8 protein-coding genes are annotated in these 16,816 nt (G+C 50.0%); 5 read left to right on the forward strand and 3 right to left on the reverse strand.

Annotation, left to right across the window (positions count from 1 at the left end; all coding sequences use genetic code 11):
• Positions 1-370 precede the first annotated feature (370 nt).
• The 5 genes from NDA06_RS12540 (at position 371) to NDA06_RS12560 (ending at position 11,384) form a co-directional block, all read left to right on the forward strand.
• Positions 371-6,874, forward strand: coding sequence for a HAMP domain-containing protein (locus NDA06_RS12540; RefSeq protein WP_348251737.1), 6,504 nt, complete (start codon positions 371-373; stop codon positions 6,872-6,874).
• Between the two features lie 91 nt (positions 6,875-6,965).
• The gene (locus NDA06_RS12545; RefSeq protein WP_190411949.1) at positions 6,966-7,802 is read left to right on the forward strand and encodes a protein-glutamate O-methyltransferase CheR; all 837 of its coding nucleotides are present in this window, start codon (positions 6,966-6,968) and stop codon (positions 7,800-7,802) included.
• Between the two features lie 164 nt (positions 7,803-7,966).
• Positions 7,967-8,581: a chemotaxis protein CheB gene (locus NDA06_RS12550; RefSeq protein ID WP_190411999.1), complete on the forward strand. Its 615-nt coding sequence runs from the start codon at positions 7,967-7,969 to the stop codon at positions 8,579-8,581.
• Positions 8,582-8,763: 182 nt separating this feature from the next.
• Positions 8,764-10,812: a response regulator gene (locus NDA06_RS12555; protein ID WP_190533788.1), complete on the forward strand. Its 2,049-nt coding sequence runs from the start codon at positions 8,764-8,766 to the stop codon at positions 10,810-10,812.
• 380 nt (positions 10,813-11,192) lie between these two features.
• Positions 11,193-11,384, forward strand: coding sequence for a hypothetical protein (locus NDA06_RS12560; protein ID WP_190986038.1), 192 nt, complete (start codon positions 11,193-11,195; stop codon positions 11,382-11,384).
• Here the strand turns inward: NDA06_RS12560 and gatB are convergent.
• The 3 genes from gatB to NDA06_RS12575 form a co-directional block, all read right to left on the reverse strand.
• Complete coding sequence (gene gatB / locus NDA06_RS12565) at positions 11,381-12,865, reverse strand: Asp-tRNA(Asn)/Glu-tRNA(Gln) amidotransferase subunit GatB (protein WP_190986037.1); 1,485 nt, start codon at positions 12,863-12,865, stop codon at positions 11,381-11,383. The two genes, NDA06_RS12560 and gatB, sit on opposite strands and share 4 nt — an antisense overlap.
• Positions 12,866-12,937: 72 nt before the next feature.
• The gene (locus NDA06_RS12570; RefSeq protein ID WP_190986036.1) at positions 12,938-13,345 is read right to left on the reverse strand and encodes a hypothetical protein; all 408 of its coding nucleotides are present in this window, start codon (positions 13,343-13,345) and stop codon (positions 12,938-12,940) included.
• Between the two features lie 705 nt (positions 13,346-14,050).
• Positions 14,051-16,714 carry a zinc metalloprotease HtpX gene (locus NDA06_RS12575; protein WP_190986035.1) on the reverse strand — a complete coding sequence of 888 codons (2,664 nt, stop codon included), beginning with the start codon at positions 16,712-16,714 and terminating at the stop codon, positions 14,051-14,053.
• Between the last annotated feature and the right edge of the window lie 102 nt (positions 16,715-16,816).

The following is a 16,816-nucleotide window of genomic DNA, read 5'->3' on the forward strand; positions in this document are numbered from 1 at the left end:
GTTTCTAGGCTACTCTGCTTGTAAGGGAGAGAGGATGCGATCGCATCCTCTCTCCCTTGCCCTTAGCGCCTACCCCTCAACCCAACTGATTCTTGATATATTAATGACTGACACGGCGACCTTGTACTCATAAACTCAAACAAGTCTCGGAAAACAAGCATCTACGCACCACTGGTTAGCGACAACGCGGCTGTTGAATGATAAGTAGCAATGCTCAGCCTGCGTCTTGTAACGAGAAGTTAACACGTTTGAGTCGCCCAAAAGTATTCAAAAAGGGTCGCAGTGCGTCAGAATCATCATTGATATGACAGAATTTTGCACCAGTTACTCAGGCTGCGACAAAAAGTAACCATCCTCGAAGGATAAAGCTATGCCCACTGCACCGGCAACCCCCGATACCGATAATCTCGATGCCAAACAGCTCCTGAGAACGCTCGTAGCTGTTAAAAAAGGTGACTTTTCTGTCCGGATGCCGATTGACCAGACTGGCATGGCGGGGAAAATTGCCGATACGCTCAACGACATCATTGAGATGAATCAGAGGATGGCGACTGAGCTAGAACGGATCAGCACGGTTGTTGGGAAAGAAGGAAAAATCGCCCAGCGTGCTTCGATTGGAACGGCAGGGGGTTCCTGGTCAGCAAGTGTAGATTCTGTCAATACGCTAATTACAGATTTAGTTCAACCGACCGCTGAAACTGCTCGCGTGATCCGGGCAGTTGCCAATGGCGACCTATCTCAGAGAATCGCACCGGAGATTGAAGGTAGAGCCTTGCAAGGGGAATTCCTCCAAACCGCACAGGTCGTCAACACGATGGTGGATCAGCTTTCCTCCTTTGCCTCAGAAGTAACGCGGGTTGCCCGTGAAGTGGGTACGGAAGGCAAGCTGGGCGTGCAAGCAGAAGTGAAGGGCGTTGCAGGCACCTGGAAAGATTTGACCGATAACGTCAACTTGATGGCAGGAAATTTGACCGCCCAAGTTCGGAACATCGCCGAAGTGACGACTGCGGTTGCCAATGGCGACCTTTCTAAGAAAATCACCGTCGATGTCAAAGGCGAAATTTTAGAGCTGAAAAACACCGTCAACGTCATGGTGGATCAGCTGAACTCCTTTGCCTCAGAAGTCACGCGGGTAGCCCGCGAAGTGGGTACGGAAGGGAAACTGGGTGGTCAAGCAGAAGTTCGTGGGGTTGCCGGAACCTGGAAGGATCTCACCGATTCGGTGAACTTGATGGCAGGAAACTTGACCGCGCAGGTGCGGAACATTGCAGAAGTAACGACGGCAGTAGCAAATGGCGACCTATCCAAGAAAATCACGGTTGATGTCAAAGGCGAAATTTTAGATTTGAAGGACACCATCAACGTGATGGTTGATCAGCTCAACTCCTTTGCCTCGGAAGTCACGCGAGTTGCCCGCGAAGTGGGTGCAGATGGGAAGTTGGGCGGTCAGGCAGAAGTGAAAGGAGTTGCCGGAACCTGGAAGGATCTCACCGATTCGGTGAACTTCATGGCGGGAAGTTTAACCTCCCAGGTGCGGAACATTGCGGAAGTGACGACGGCGGTGGCAAATGGCGACTTGTCGAAGAAAATTACCGTCGATGTGCGCGGGGAAATTTTAGAACTAAAAAACACCGTCAACACGATGGTGGATCAGTTGAACTCCTTCGCCTCGGAAGTGACGCGGGTGGCGCGAGAGGTAGGAACTGAAGGGAAACTGGGCGTACAAGCAGAAGTCGGTGGAGTTGCCGGAACTTGGAAGGATCTCACCGATTCGGTGAACTTGATGGCGGGGAATCTAACCGCGCAGGTGCGGAACATCGCGGAAGTGACGACGGCGGTAGCAAATGGCGACTTGTCGAAGAAAATTACTGTCGATGTCAAAGGGGAAATTTTCGAGCTGAAAAACACCGTCAATATCATGGTGGATCAGCTTTCTTCCTTCGCCTCGGAAGTGACGCGGGTGGCGCGGGAGGTCGGCGCAGATGGGAAGTTGGGCGGTCAGGCGGAGGTACGAGGAGTTGCTGGAACCTGGAAGGATCTCACCGATTCGGTGAACTTCATGGCAGGTTCTTTGACCGCACAGGTGCGGAACATCGCCGAAGTGACGACGGCGGTGGCGAACGGCGATCTTTCTAAGAAAATTACCGTCGATGTCAAAGGCGAAATTTTAGAGCTAAAAAACACCGTCAACACGATGGTGGATCAGTTAAACTCATTTGCCTCAGAAGTCACGCGGGTGGCGCGAGAGGTGGGAACGGAAGGGAAACTGGGCGTGCAAGCAGAAGTGCGAGGCGTTGCCGGAACCTGGAAGGATCTCACCGATTCGGTGAACTCGATGGCGGGGAATCTAACCGCACAGGTGCGGAACATCGCGGAAGTGACGACGGCGGTAGCGAACGGCGACCTTTCTAAGAAAATCACGGTTGATGTCAAAGGCGAAATTTTAGAGCTGAAAAAGACGATCAACACGATGGTGGATCAGCTTTCGTCCTTCGCCTCAGAGGTGACGCGGGTGGCGCGAGAGGTGGGTTCGGAAGGGAAACTCGGCGTGCAAGCAGAAGTGCGCGGCGTTGCGGGTACGTGGAAGGATCTCACCGACTCGGTGAACTCGATGGCGGGGAACCTCACCGAACAAGTGCGAAACATTGCGGAAGTGGCAACTGCGATCGCAAATGGCGACTTATCCAAGAAAATTACCGTCCAAGTTAAAGGCGAAATTTTAGAGCTGAAAAACACGATCAATATCATGGTGGATCAGCTTTCATCCTTTGCCTCGGAGGTGACGCGGGTAGCGCGAGAGGTGGGTACGGAAGGGAAACTCGGCGTACAAGCGGAGGTGCGAGGGGTTGCCGGAACCTGGAAGGATCTCACCGATTCGGTGAACTTCATGGCGGGAAGCTTGACCGCGCAGGTGCGAAACATTGCCGCCGTGACGACGGCGGTGGCGAATGGCGACTTATCTAAGAAAATTACCGTCGATGTTAAAGGGGAAATTTTAGAGCTGAAGAACACGATCAACACGATGGTGGATCAGCTCAACTCCTTCGCCTCGGAGGTAACGCGGGTAGCGCGAGAGGTGGGAACGGAAGGAAAACTCGGCGTACAAGCGTATGTCCGAGGGGTTGCCGGAACCTGGAAAGATTTGACCGATAACGTCAACTTGATGGCGGGGAATCTAACGGCGCAGGTGCGGAACATCGCGGAAGTGACGAAGGCGGTAGCAAATGGCGACCTTTCTAAGAAAATTACGGTTGATGTCAAAGGCGAGATTTTGGATCTCAAAGACACGATCAACGTGATGGTGGATCAGCTTTCCTCCTTCGCCTCAGAAGTAACGCGGGTGGCGCGAGAGGTGGGAACTGAAGGGAAATTGGGCGGTCAAGCGGAGGTGCGCGGCGTTGCCGGAACCTGGAAGGATTTGACCGACAACGTGAACTCAATGGCGGGGAACTTAACCGCGCAAGTGCGAGGCATCGCCAAAGTGGTAACGGCAGTTGCCAATGGGGACTTGAAGCGAAAACTGATGCTGGAGGCGAAGGGAGAAATTGAAACCTTAGCCGATACGATCAACGAGATGATCGACACGCTGGCAACGTTTGCCGATCAAGTCACGACAGTGGCGCGAGAGGTGGGAATTGAAGGGAAGCTGGGGGGACAGGCGAAGGTGCCTGGAGCTGCCGGAACCTGGAGAGCGCTGACCGACAACGTGAACGAACTGGCGGCGAATTTAACTACGCAGGTACGAGCGATCGCAGAAGTCGCGATCGCTGTAACCAGAGGCGACCTCACCCGGTCGATTTCCGTCGCCGCACAAGGCGAAGTCGCCATCCTCAAAGACAACATCAACCAGATGATTGCCAACCTGCGGGAAACAACGCAGAAAAATACCGAGCAAGACTGGTTGAAAACCAACCTCGCCAAATTTACCCGGATGCTTCAGGGACAGCGAGATTTGGAGACCGTCTCCAAACTCATTCTCTCGGAACTCGCTCCTCTGGTATCCGCGCAACACGGTGTGTTTTACCTGATGGAAAGTGGCGAGCAACATCAGGCATTCTTGAAACTCCTGAGTACCTATGCCTACCGCGAGCGCAAGCATCTCGCCAATCACTTCCATTTAGGAGAAGGCTTGGTGGGACAATGTGCCCTGGAAAAAGAGCGGATTCTGCTCAGCGAGGTGCCGGACAACTATATCAAGATCAGCTCTGGCTTAGGGGAATCTACGCCGCTGAATGTCGTCGTGTTGCCCGTCCTCTTTGAAGGGCAAGTAACCGCAGTGATTGAACTGGCTTCTTTCCGGCGATTTAGCGAGATTCACCTCACTTTCTTCGATCAACTCACCGAAAGCATTGCCATCGTTCTGAACACGATCGCGGCTTCGATGCGTACCGAAGAATTGCTCAAGCAGTCCACCGCACTGGCAGAAGAACTCCAAACTCAGCAAAAAGAACTTACAGAAACCAACAAGCGACTGGAACAACAAGCCAAATCACTCCAGGCATCCGAGGAACTGCTCAAGAATCAACAAGAACAGTTGCAGCAAACCAACGAAGAACTGGAAGAGCGATCGCGCTTACTCGCGATGCAAAACCGCGAAGTCGAGCGCAAGAATCGAGAAATCGAACAGGCAAGACAGTCGGTGGAGGAAAAAGCCGAGCAGCTGGCACTCACCTCGAAGTACAAGTCGGAATTCTTGGCGAATATGTCCCACGAATTGCGGACGCCGCTAAATAGCTTGTTGATTTTGGCTCGTCTACTTTCTGATAATCCAGAGGGGAACCTGACGCCGAAGCAAGTCGAATACACCCGCACCATTCATTCCGCAGGCACCGATCTGTTGGGACTGATTAACGACATCTTGGATCTGGCAAAAATTGAATCGGGAACGATGTCGGTTGACATCGATCAGATGTTATTTACCGATTTGCGGAGCCAGATGGAGCGAACGTTCCAGCAAGTGGCACACGACAAAGGACTCGCCTTTACCGTAGAATCCGACGAAAGACTGCCCAAGGGAATGTATACCGACTCGAAACGGTTACAACAAGTCCTGAAGAATCTGCTCTCGAATGCCTTTAAATTTACGGATCAGGGTGCAGTCCGATTACGAGTCGAGCTAGCGACAGGCGGCTGGAGTTCCGAGCAGGGGAGTTTAAATCGCGCCCAGACCGTCATTGCTTTTGCCGTCAGCGACACAGGGATTGGGATTGCACCAGATAAGCAGAGAATTATTTTTGAGGCTTTTCAGCAGGCGGATGGAACAACCAGCCGCAAATACGGCGGGACGGGTTTGGGCTTGTCAATCAGTCGAGAAATTGCCCGACTGCTGGGCGGAGAAATTCGTCTGGTGAGCAGTCCGGGACAGGGAAGCACGTTTACCCTCTATTTGCCGCAAGCTTATCAAGATGGGGCAGCAGGAATGAGTCCGGAAGTGCGAAGTATCCTTCCAGGAGCGCGGAGTCCCGTCGCCCCCAGTACCCTCGCACCCAGTATCCCTCAGACCCTTGATGTTCGACCGGCGATTCCATCGGCAACTCCACTGGCGACTCCACCAGCGACTCCACTGGCGACTCCACCGGCGAATCGAAACGACGGCGTTCGTTCCTCCAGCCTCGGAGAGGCAAGTGTCGCCGCGAGTCCCTACCCGCGTTCTGCACACATGGCTGACATTAGCGATGACCGGGACGATATCCAAGCGGGCGATCGCGTGTTGCTAATTGTGGAGGACGATATCAATTTTGCCCGGATCTTGTTGGATATGGCACGACAACAAGGCTTCAAAGGGCTGGTGGCGTTGCGAAGCGATACAGCTCTGGCAATGGTGCGAGAATATCAGCCGGATGCGATTACGCTAGATATTCGGTTGCCGGTGATGGATGGCTGGACGGTGTTAGACCGTTTGAAGCACGACCCAGGCACTCGTCACATCCCCGTGCATATCATCTCCGTCGAAGAAGTCCAGCAGCGCAGCTTGCAACAAGGAGCGATCGCTTATCTACAAAAACCTGTCAGCAGCGAAGCCTTAGCGCAGGCGCTATCTGACATTAAGGGATTTGTCGAGCGCCCCGTGAAGAACTTGCTGGTCGTAGAAGATGATGAAACTCAACGCCACAGCATTGTCGAGCTAATCGGTAATAGCGACGTGCAGACGACGGCTGTAGGCACTGGGACAGAGGCACTCGAAGAGCTGAGAACCGGGCACTATGATTGCCTGGTACTAGATTTGGGACTGCCGGATATGACTGGATTTGAGTTGATGGAGCAAATCAAACAGGAGCCTAGCCTGACAACACTCCCAATCATTGTTTATACCGGCAGGGAATTAACCAAGCAACAAGAAACCGAACTCAAGCGCATTGCCGAGACGATTATCATCAAAGACGTGCGATCGCCAGAACGTCTTCTGGATGAAACCGCCTTGTTCCTTCACCGAGTGCAGGCAAATTTACCCCGCCCGAAACAACAAATTCTGGAACAATTGCATCAAACCGATCCGGTTCTGACTGGCAAGAAAGTTTTGATTGTTGATGACGATGTGCGGAATATCTTTGCCCTCACCAGTATGCTGGAACTCCATCAAATGGAAGTGTTGTATGCCGAAAATGGCAGAGATGGCATTGCGAAGTTGCAAGAACGCCCCGACATTGATATTGTCCTGATGGACGTGATGATGCCGGAAATGGACGGTTACGAAACCATGCAAGCCATTCGCCAACTCGATTCATTCGCAACACTACCGATGATCGCTCTCACCGCCAAAGCCATGAAAGGCGATCGCGAAAAGTGTATTGAAGCGGGTGCGTCCGACTACATCACCAAACCTGTAGATACCGAGCAATTGCTCTCCCTGCTTCGCGTCTGGCTCTATCGATAAGGCAAAAGAAAAAAGGCAAAGAAGCAGCAAAAGTTCTTGCTGTTTCTTTGTCTCTGTTTCTTTTACCTTTCTACCTTTTACTTTTTACTGTATGAACACGCCCAAAAATAGCAGCGAACTTGAAGATATTGAAATTCAGTTGCTATTGGAGGGCGTGTATCGTTACTACGGATTTGATTTCCGAAATTATGCTCCCGCTTCACTCAAGCGCCGCATCTGGAATGCGATTCGTGCGGAGCATTTAAGCAGTGTATCCGCGCTTCAGGAAAGAGTCCTCCACGATGCAAACGCGATGGAGCGATTTCTGCTCGGTCTCTCCGTCAACGTGACCGCCATGTTCCGCGATCCGACCTTTTATTTAACATTTAGAAATAAAGTTGTTCCCTTATTGCGAACATATCCATTTATTCGGATCTGGTGTGCAGGTTGTTCAACTGGAGAGGAAGTTTATTCAATCGCAATTTTGTTGCAAGAAGAAGAGCTTTATCACCGTTGCCGCATCTATGCAACTGACATGAATGAGATGGTATTAAGAAAAGCCAAAAGTGGCATTTTTCCCCTCCATTTAATGCAGGAATATACTCAGCATTATCTCAAAGCAGGCGGGATTAAGTCTTTTTCGGAGTATTATACCGCTGCTTATGATAGCGCTATTTTTCGGGCGTCACTCAAAGAAAACATTATTTTTTCTCAACATAATCTAGCGATTGATGGTTCTTTTAATGAATTTAATGTCATCTTATGTCGCAACGTCCTAATCTATTTCAATCCATTTCTTCAGGAACGGGTTCACAATCTTTTGTACGATAGCCTTTGTAGATTTGGGATTCTAGGATTAGGTCGTCAGGAATCCCTGAAAACCACTCTATACGAAAAACACTATGAGGAGTTAGAAAATCATGAAAAGATTTACCGGAAATTGGCTTAATTAAAACTTTTCAATTACAAATTACATATAAATGCAAGATTTCCCAAATCAATGGAATAAAAAGAAGGTGAATATTTTTTAGGTCAAGAGTAGTAGGTAATTGGAAATCCTTCACTACCCACCCGTTTTATTGAGTTTTGCCCATCTACTGATTCATGGTGAGTATGACTTTTGATATTGTTGTTGTCGGCACATCATTAGGTGGGTTACAAGCTTTAACCGTAATGCTCGCAGGTCTACCAAATACTTTCCCAGCGGCTGTGGTTGTCGTCCAACACCGTCACAAAGCCTCTGATAACACGCTGAGCTTCTTTCTCCAGCAGTACAGCACTTTGCCGGTGGCGGAAGCGGAAGATAAAGAAGAAATTCTGCCTCGACGGGTATACCTAGCTCCCGCTGATTATCACTTACTGGTGGAACCCCGACAGGCATGGGGACACCGCCAAGGTCGGTACGGAGGCATCGCCACATTAGCACTCTCCACTGAGGCTCCTGTATGCAATGCCCGACCGTCGATTGATGTGCTGTTTGAATCGGCAGCTGATGCTTATGCACAGAGAGTTATCGGGGTGATTTTAACCGGAGCAAGTCAGGATGGAGCGAAAGGCTTGGCAAAAATTAAAGCACGCGGCGGACGGGCTATAGTACAAGAGCCTGCAACAGCAGAAAGCCGGATCATGCCGGAAGCCGCGATCGCATCTGTAACGGTAGACTGGATTGTGCAGCTCCAAGACATTGCCCCTCTTTTAGTCAACCTTTGTCAATCGGCTGTGAGGTGAAAAAATCAGATATGTGACGCCAAAGCCCTAGTAGCTCAACAGCCGAATCTAGACACATCAAATCTTCATCTAAAAACCCTGGATTCTGGTTTCTAAAATTTGTAACTTTGGATAGTGGTATCAATAGCGAAACAGTGGCAGGCTCGACAAAGCCGCTCAAACAAGTCCCGACCTTCCAGAAAATGCAGCCCGAAGAAATAGTTAACGTCCTCCTTGTGGACGATCACCCAGAAAATTTACTGGCTTTGGAGGCGATCCTGGGCAGCCTCGGTCAAAATTTGGTCAGAGCTACATCGGGCGAACAAGCCTTGCGATGTCTGCTTGAGCGGGATTTTGCCGTGATTTTGCTTGATGTCCAGATGCCCGGTCTAGATGGATTTGAGACGGCAAAGCTGATTCGACAACGACAGCGATCGCGCCACACGCCGATTATTTTCCTAACCGCATTTAGCAGCAGCGACTCTCTGGTTTTCAAAGGTTATTCCCTGGGTGCAGTAGATTACCTGCTGAAACCGCTGGAGCCGGAAATATTAACCTCCAAGGTGGGGGTGTTTGTTGACTTATTCAAGAAAACCGCAGAGGTGAAACGACAAGCGGCACAACTGACTGCTGTTAACTTAGAACTTAAGCAAAGTGAAGAGCGTTTTCGCTCGTTAAGTGCCTGCTCGCCCCTAGGCATTTTTATGACCGATATTGAAGGGCGCTGTACCTACGCAAATCCGCGCTGCCAAGCGATTTGTGGCTTAACGCCTAATGTAGAAACGGGAACTTTAGCCTCGCTCTACGAAGAAGGCTGGTTGCAGTCGGTACATCCAGAAGACCGCGATCGCGTCTATAGACATTGGTCTACTTGCATGAGCATTGGTCAGGAATGCTCCAACGAGTTTCGCTGCCAGACTCCGGAGGACATTGTGCGTTGGGTTTACCTGCGCTCCTCCCCGATGCTGACCGATACCGGCGAACTTATCGGTCATGTCGGCACCCTAGAAGACATCACCGAGCGCAAAGCCGCAGAGGAAGCCCGCGCTCAGATGATTCGCGAACAGGTGGCACGACAGGAAGCCGAGGCGGCAAACCGAATTAAAGATGAGTTCCTTGCAACCCTGTCTCACGAACTCCGCACTCCCCTCAACTCGATGCTGGGTTGGACTCAACTGCTCCGCAGTCGCAAGTATGATGAAAAGACGACAGCCCGTGCCCTGGAAACGATTGAGCGTAACGCCAAGTTACAGGCGCAACTGATTGAGGATATTCTCGATGTCTCGCGGATTATTCGCGGGAAGCTACGGTTAAATATCTGTCAAGTTAATCTTGTCCCCGTGATTGAGGCGGCGCTGGATGCGGTTCGTCCGGCGGCTGAGGATAAAGGGATTCAATTGGAAAGCGTACTCGATCGCGCCGTGGAACTGGTTCCTGGCGATCCTAACCGCTTGCAGCAAGTTGTTTGGAATCTACTCTCGAATTCGATCAAGTTCACGTCTTCAGGGGGAAAGGTGCAGGTGCGCCTGTTCAAGGATGGAGATCGCGCTCAAATTAGCATCAGCGATACCGGCGTGGGCATCAGCCCAGATTTTCTCCCCTATATTTTCGATCGCTTCCGTCAAGCAGATAGCACCACCACCAGGCGCTATGGTGGCTTGGGGCTTGGTTTAGCAATTGTCCACAACTTAGTGGAACTGCAAGGCGGCACGATTGAGGCAAGAAGTGAGGGAGAAGGGAAAGGGTCAACATTTATCGTGAAGCTGCCAGTAGTATCCGATCAGCTCAAGACTTGCGATTTGGAGTCTATCTCCTCAGGTAAAAAAGTCGCGATCGCGTCTCCTCCCTCTCTAGAAACGTTGCAGGTGCTGGTGGTGGATGACGATACAGATACCCGCGATTTTTTGAGGGCGGCGCTAGAACAATACCACGCTCAGGTGACGGCTGTGGCATCGGTTCAGGAAGCGATGCAAGCTCTGGAACACTTAAAACCCGATGTACTGGTGAGCGACATCGGAATGCCGAATGAGGACGGTTATGGCTTGATCCGTAAAGTCAGAGCTTTGGAATCTCAGCGAGGAGAAACGAGCATTCCCGCGATCGCGCTGACTGCTTATGCCAGGGGTGAGGAGCGATCGCAGGCACTCGAAGCAGGTTTCCAGGTACACCTGCCTAAACCCGTTGAGGCAATCAAATTAATTGCTTCTGTGGCAAACTTAGCGGGGCTGAGTACAAAGCTCGCAGACGTGTAGCAATCTCTAAACCAATCATTCTTTCAATCAGGTGATTTCTATAACGACATTGCTTGCTAGCCGCACGGCTGTAAGCGTTGGTTAGGCGATAGATATCCCGCGATGGGAGCAGGACTATCTGTTCGCGCCGATCGTCTTGTCGAAGAAGTCGAACGTCCGGTACAGCGCCTTGAGCGACGCTTCGCGTGTCTGCTTGTAGGTCGATCCGATGAAGCTGTGACCCATTCCCATACAAAAAAAGGCATAAAAAAAAGGAGAGCCACTTGGGCGACTCTCCCGATCATCAGGGTGCATCTACTAAACAAAATATATCACTTGGGGATGAGGGGTGTCACCCCTTATTTTGTTTTTTTCGTGAAGTTTCCTCGCTTTTATGTGAAGTGAAGACGAAGATAATTGTCAACATAAATCAGGCAAAGGGTTGTGCGGCAAATGTAGCAGATACGTATTTCTGCGAGCGATCGCCTGCACATCTGCTACATTTTCTACCAGCACCCGTTGCCTGGGCTTCAGCCTTGCGGAGTAGGTTTTGGCGACTCCGCAAGGCGGTATATTTTGGCTTGTCTAACTAACTATTCAACTTCTGAGCCATCATTTGGTTCGTGAGTTTCGGGTCAGCTTGACCTCCTGTTTGCTTCATCACCTGCCCTACAAAGAAACCCAACAGCTTAGTTTTACCGCTGCGATACTGTTCCAGCTCTTTGGGATTTGCCGCTAGAACTTCATTAATGATTTTTTCCAGTTCTCCCTTGTCAGAGATTTGCTTGACTCCTTTGCTCTCTACCAGTTCTTTCGCAGAACCCCCTTTAGAGAGCAACTCTGGCAGAATCTCTTTAGCGATTTTGCCGCTGATCGTCCCGTCTTCAATTAAAGAAATGAGTTCCGCGAGAATCTGGGGTTTAAGGGCAATTTCAGCGATATTCAGTTTAGCGGTGTTGAGATAGGCGGAAATATCACCCATCACCCAGTTAGCCGCTAGCTTGGGATTTGCCTTGGCAGCAACCGCCGCTTCAAAATACTCCGACACCGATCTATCGTCGGTTAGGACGCGGGCATCGTAAGCAGACAAACCCAATTCACTTTCGTAACGATGACGTTTTTGCGCTGGCAGTTCCGGCAGTTCCGACTTCCACTTAGATAATTGCTCAGCGGAGACTTGTATGGGAGTTAGGTCGGGTTCTGGGAAGTAGCGGTAATCGCTAGAGCCTTCCTTCTTCCGCATACTCACTGTGCGTTGGCTACCTTCCTCCCAAAGCCTGGTTTCTTGAATAATTCGCTCGCCGGATTGGATGGCTTCAATTTGCCGGTCGATTTCGTACTCAATCGCCCGTTGGATGGCGTTGAAGGAGTTCATATTTTTGATTTCGACCTTCGTGCCAAACTCCTTCTGACCAACCGGACGCACGGAGATATTCACGTCGCAGCGCAGCGAACCTTCTTGCATATTGCCGTCACTGACGCCCAGATAGCGGACAATCCGGCGCAGTTCTTGGGCATATTCAGCAGCTTCAACCCCCGAACGGATATCCGGTTCGGAGACAATTTCTACCAAGGGAATGCCGGTGCGGTTGTAGTCTACTAAAGAATAGGTAGAACCAGAGAGTCTTTCACTACCCGCATGAACCAATTTTCCAGCATCTTCTTCCATGTGCAGACGAGTGATGCCAATCTTTTTGCGAATGGGGTTGCCATCTGCGTCAGTTAGCTCAATCTCCAGCCAACCATGTTCGGCAATGGGCAAATCGTACTGAGAAACTTGATAATTTTTGGGCAGATCGGGATAAAAATATTGCTTACGGTCAAATTTGCTATAAGGAGCGATCGCGCAGTTGAGAGCCAAACCGGCTTTAACCGCGTACTCCAGCACCTTTTGATTCAGCACTGGCAATACTCCAGGCATTCCCATACACACTGGACAGACGTTCTGATTGGGCGTCGCACCAAATTCGGTGGAGCAATTACAGAAAATCTTGGTTTCGGTACTGAGTTGACAGTGAGTTTCCAGACCGATAACGGCTTCGTACTGAGTTTTAACCGGAGCAGCAGTCGTCATGAGCTTACAGAGTGCAGATAATTGCAACACTTCGGCTCTATTTTAGCTTTGTCTTAACCTCGCAGCCCGCAATTAATCAAAAACAACTTCTGGATTCATTTCTGCTGGGGATTTCCAATCGATTCCGTACTCTGCTTTTAAAATCCGTTTCTTCTCCGCCCAGAATCGCTCGGCAAAGGCTGCGTCTCTTGGTTCATTCGCCAGGTTTTCGTCTGCTTTTCGACCGGCGTCTGCAATCAGTTGTTCATATTTCGGAGCAAATTCTTTTAAATCGTGCTTGATTTCCCCTGGATTCTTTCCCAGGTTCAGCCTTATTTGAACTTCCCGAACTAGCTTAGGCAGAACAAAGGCAACATAGCGATCGCGATACTTCTCACCTTGACTGACATCATCTGGCGTTTTTTGGAGTCCTAGTCTCGCCCCGACTCCTAATAAGGTTAGGCTTAATAAAATTCCTAGAATAATCTTTGAGGATTTCATCAACTAACTCTCCTAAATTAGGGAATGCCCAACATCTTAGCATCAGAACTAAAGATGTCTATCCGCTCATTTTTATCTGGATAAAGTAGAAGATGCACGCTTGCGATCGCGCGGTTTTAGTCCGGTTTAAATCTTGCAGCGAGAAATTAAAAATTGCGAACTGCCTTAATTCGGCGCTATCGGGATTACTCTCTAGGAATTTAGCTTCCGCTAGATAGTCAGAAGCCGAGTTAACTTCCAAAATGGGTCTATACAAGCGAAATGATTTAACAATATAAATTTTGAAATTATTCCTAATCTAATGATTGTCGATTTTATTTTTAGGGATATAAAATTAGTCGTTGCTTCGCAAGCGACGCCAAGAAAATAAAGGAACAGAAATAGATAGAATTCACGACGGCTCTAAATCTTTTGATTATTGAAGTTAAAGAAGCGCGATCGCTGAAATTCTCTCTTTTTGCATACGCCTTTTGGCTTGTGAATATGCTAAAAAAAACCAGCCACTCGCGGCGACTGGTCAAGCTTGCTGTGTTGGGAGGAGGAAAACCTGATGCCAAGACGAAAAAGCTATGCAATTATCCCGTAGATAGCCAACCTGCGTCTCGATACACTAAGTCGTCCCTTGTTAAGGAATGTAACACATTTTTTTCAAAAGCTGCAATATTTATTTACAAATAGTCATTTGTGCGTGTGCCAACTTGTGCATTAAATGCCGAACAAGATAATGTAAGTTCCCCAAGCCGCAGCTAAACAGGCAATAATCGTTGACCAGATAGGGTGCCGACTAAGACTGGTGATGCCGCCTTGGGTTCGTAGGGTTTCTAAGTCAATCCAGGGGGTCGCGCCTTGCCGAAACCATCCAGTTGCGGTGACTTGCCGATTTACGAAGTCGCTGGGACGAGTGGACAAGGGTAAAAGATTACCAATAGAACCCAGTTGAGAGCAATAATGTAACTTAACCAAGCCGGTGTCGGTTTGCAAGATTAAATCCTGTCCCAGCCAGTTGCTAATCCCTTGACGCCCCAAGAGTTTTCCTTGCAGACGCACCGGCTGACTATCCACAGGTAAAGCATCGATTCGAGTCGATAAATCGGATAGGTTGGGGTTTGTTTGCAGAGTGGAAGCTTTGATATCTGGAAAGAAGGGATTGATCCGCAAAAAGGTGCCAATGCTAAAACCTATCGGCAGACAACCGACGAGGATCGTCCAGTAATCGTCGAGTATCCATGCAAGTTGCCGGATTCCCAACCAGCTGCCAATCCACCCCAACAGCCAGAACAAGCACCCCAAGGCTAAACCAGACAAAATGCCAAAGAAGGGGGCACCTTGTAACCAAAGTTTTGACTTCTTAGTTTTGAGCGAAGATGCTCGAATCCGCTGTTCGGACATTTGAGTGAAGTCAAGTTCTGTCTCTAGTTTCCAGTGGCGGGCGTAGAGGCATAACAAGTACAGGCGATCGCCCATTAAAGGATGGCTGTTGTTGATGACCATCCACTGGCGATGGGGGTTGAGATAGCCCCATTGCAACAGGGATTCCCAAGGCGTCTGGGAGGGAAAGCTGCCCAAGCTGATGGCTTGCCGATATCCCACTGGCGTCAGTAAATCAAAGCCTTCCAAAAGCCAGCGGGTAGACTGGTGTTTTTGGATATCAGCAGCAATGCCACGGGTAACTTTCAATAAAGCGCGGGAGAAGGCATTTGGGTTGCCAGTGATATCTGCCGCTATGCGATCGCTATAGATAATTCGCAGCCGCGACAGCCACAAACCGATAAAGCAAACTAGCCAAAATAAGCCGTAACTCAAAGCCGAAACAACCACCGCTGGAATCTTTAGCAGGGGGCTTTGTAAGCGGTCTCCCCACTGCGCGACTTGTCGGTACAAGGTGTAAGGAATCTGGGCGATTAGCATGATGAGGGACATCACTGCCAAATTCAATCCCAACGGTAAACAAGCCAGGGCAATCCACCAACAAGTCCAAGCCCAGTCTGAGTTCCTCAATAGGCTAAAAAAGCCTCCAATCAGGAACATTATGGTTGCCATCACCAAACCGACTAGCTTGTTTTGGACAATGTGTCCCAACTCGCTAGCATAAATTGTGGCAATTTCATCGTCTGCCAGTTGATCTAAGAGTCCTTGACTGACCACAATTCGGGCAGTGCGAGGCAGATTTCCATAAGTGAGTGCGACTGGGGCGCTGATGGGTAAGATCCGCAAAGTCGGCACGGGCAAACGGCGCTGTCCGCAATAGCGGGGTAGCATCTTGGCGGCTTCTGGGCTGAATTTAGACAGCGCTGACAGCGACAGCGGTTGCATCTTCTCAAATTGCTTGAGGAAGAAGTCTAGTAGCCAGGGAGACAGACACGCTAGCAGCACCAACACGGTCACGATAGGCCAAGTCGGGTCTTCGTAAAAAGCTGGGATAGGCTGCAAAAATGGCAGGTTGATGAGGAAGTTGTTCGTCGTCGTCATCAAGAACTGCACGAAAACGCGAATTACCCAAAAAAGCGCGATCGCAGTCCCTGCTTGAAGCAACCACAGACGTTCTGGTTTCACTGCTGGCATTGCTCGCCATCCTTTGGCGCGTCCTGCTTGACGCCAGCCAATAATACTGGTCGATTCTAGAATTTTCTCATCTGTTGGCGTCTCAGATGGCGTTTCAGATGGCGTCTCAGAAATGACCCCTGTGTCTGCTGCTGTATCTGGCGCAATCGGTGCTTCTGTCGGGGCGGCTACTTCTGCTTCTAGGTTGCTTTCCGCTTCTTTCCCTTTGCCCTGTACTAAGGGTGAGTTGGAGGGTGTTACCTTTTGTACTGGCTTAGTGCTGTTCGCCCTGACGCTTTTAGAGGCAGGTTGAGCGGCTTTTGCCCCCTGTGCGGGTGAAGTGGCAGGCGTTTGCAAGGGGACAAACCCGGTCGCGTCTAGAGCAGGCGACACGGATGGCTGAGGCTTTTGAGGCGGTTGGTCTAAGGGAATAAATCCGGTGACATCTGACGCAGGCGCAGCCCCTTGTGCGGGTGAAGTGGCAGGTGTTTGTAAGGGGACAAACCCGGTCGCCTCTGAAGTTCGTGGAGGAGAAGGCGTTTTTTGAAGTTGAGGATAACGATTGACTAAATTAGCTAAATTACGCTCTCCCCAGCCCTTCACCTTGGGATATTTGCTTTGACTGAGGGTTTGACAAAGCGATCGCGCTTTCTCGATTTCGCCAGTGCGTTCATAGGCAACCACCAGTCCCATCTGAGCGCGGAGGACTGTCTTTTGACTTAACTCAAACTCGCAAACGCCTTCTAGGTGGGCGATCGCATCTGGATAATCTCCCTGTTTCAGGGCTGCTAGACCAGCTTCCAGAGAGGGATTAGGAACAGAAGCCATAAAAATTCAACAGCACTCGGCTTCCTTCCAAGATACCCTCACTTCAGCGATCGCCTATCATTCAGCCAATTTTCAATTTTCAACCGCCCAGAGCGACTTGTT

It is taken from the genome of Trichocoleus sp. ST-U1, assembly GCF_039961835.1.
Classification (GTDB): domain Bacteria; phylum Cyanobacteriota; class Cyanobacteriia; order Cyanobacteriales; family FACHB-T130; genus FACHB-T130.

Excerpts from the sequence above, each read along its gene's own strand:
- NDA06_RS12540 (WP_348251737.1), top strand. The coding sequence starts at position 371 with ATGCCCACTGCACCGGCAACCCCCGATACCGATAATCTCGATGCCAAA.
- NDA06_RS12545 (WP_190411949.1), top strand. The coding sequence starts at position 6,966 with ATGAACACGCCCAAAAATAGCAGCGAACTTGAAGATATTGAAATTCAG.
- NDA06_RS12550 (WP_190411999.1), top strand. The coding sequence starts at position 7,967 with ATGACTTTTGATATTGTTGTTGTCGGCACATCATTAGGTGGGTTACAA.
- NDA06_RS12555 (WP_190533788.1), top strand. The coding sequence starts at position 8,764 with ATGCAGCCCGAAGAAATAGTTAACGTCCTCCTTGTGGACGATCACCCA.
- gatB (WP_190986037.1), bottom strand. The coding sequence starts at position 12,865 with ATGACGACTGCTGCTCCGGTTAAAACTCAGTACGAAGCCGTTATCGGT.
- NDA06_RS12570 (WP_190986036.1), bottom strand. The coding sequence starts at position 13,345 with ATGAAATCCTCAAAGATTATTCTAGGAATTTTATTAAGCCTAACCTTA.
- NDA06_RS12575 (WP_190986035.1), bottom strand. The coding sequence starts at position 16,714 with ATGGCTTCTGTTCCTAATCCCTCTCTGGAAGCTGGTCTAGCAGCCCTG.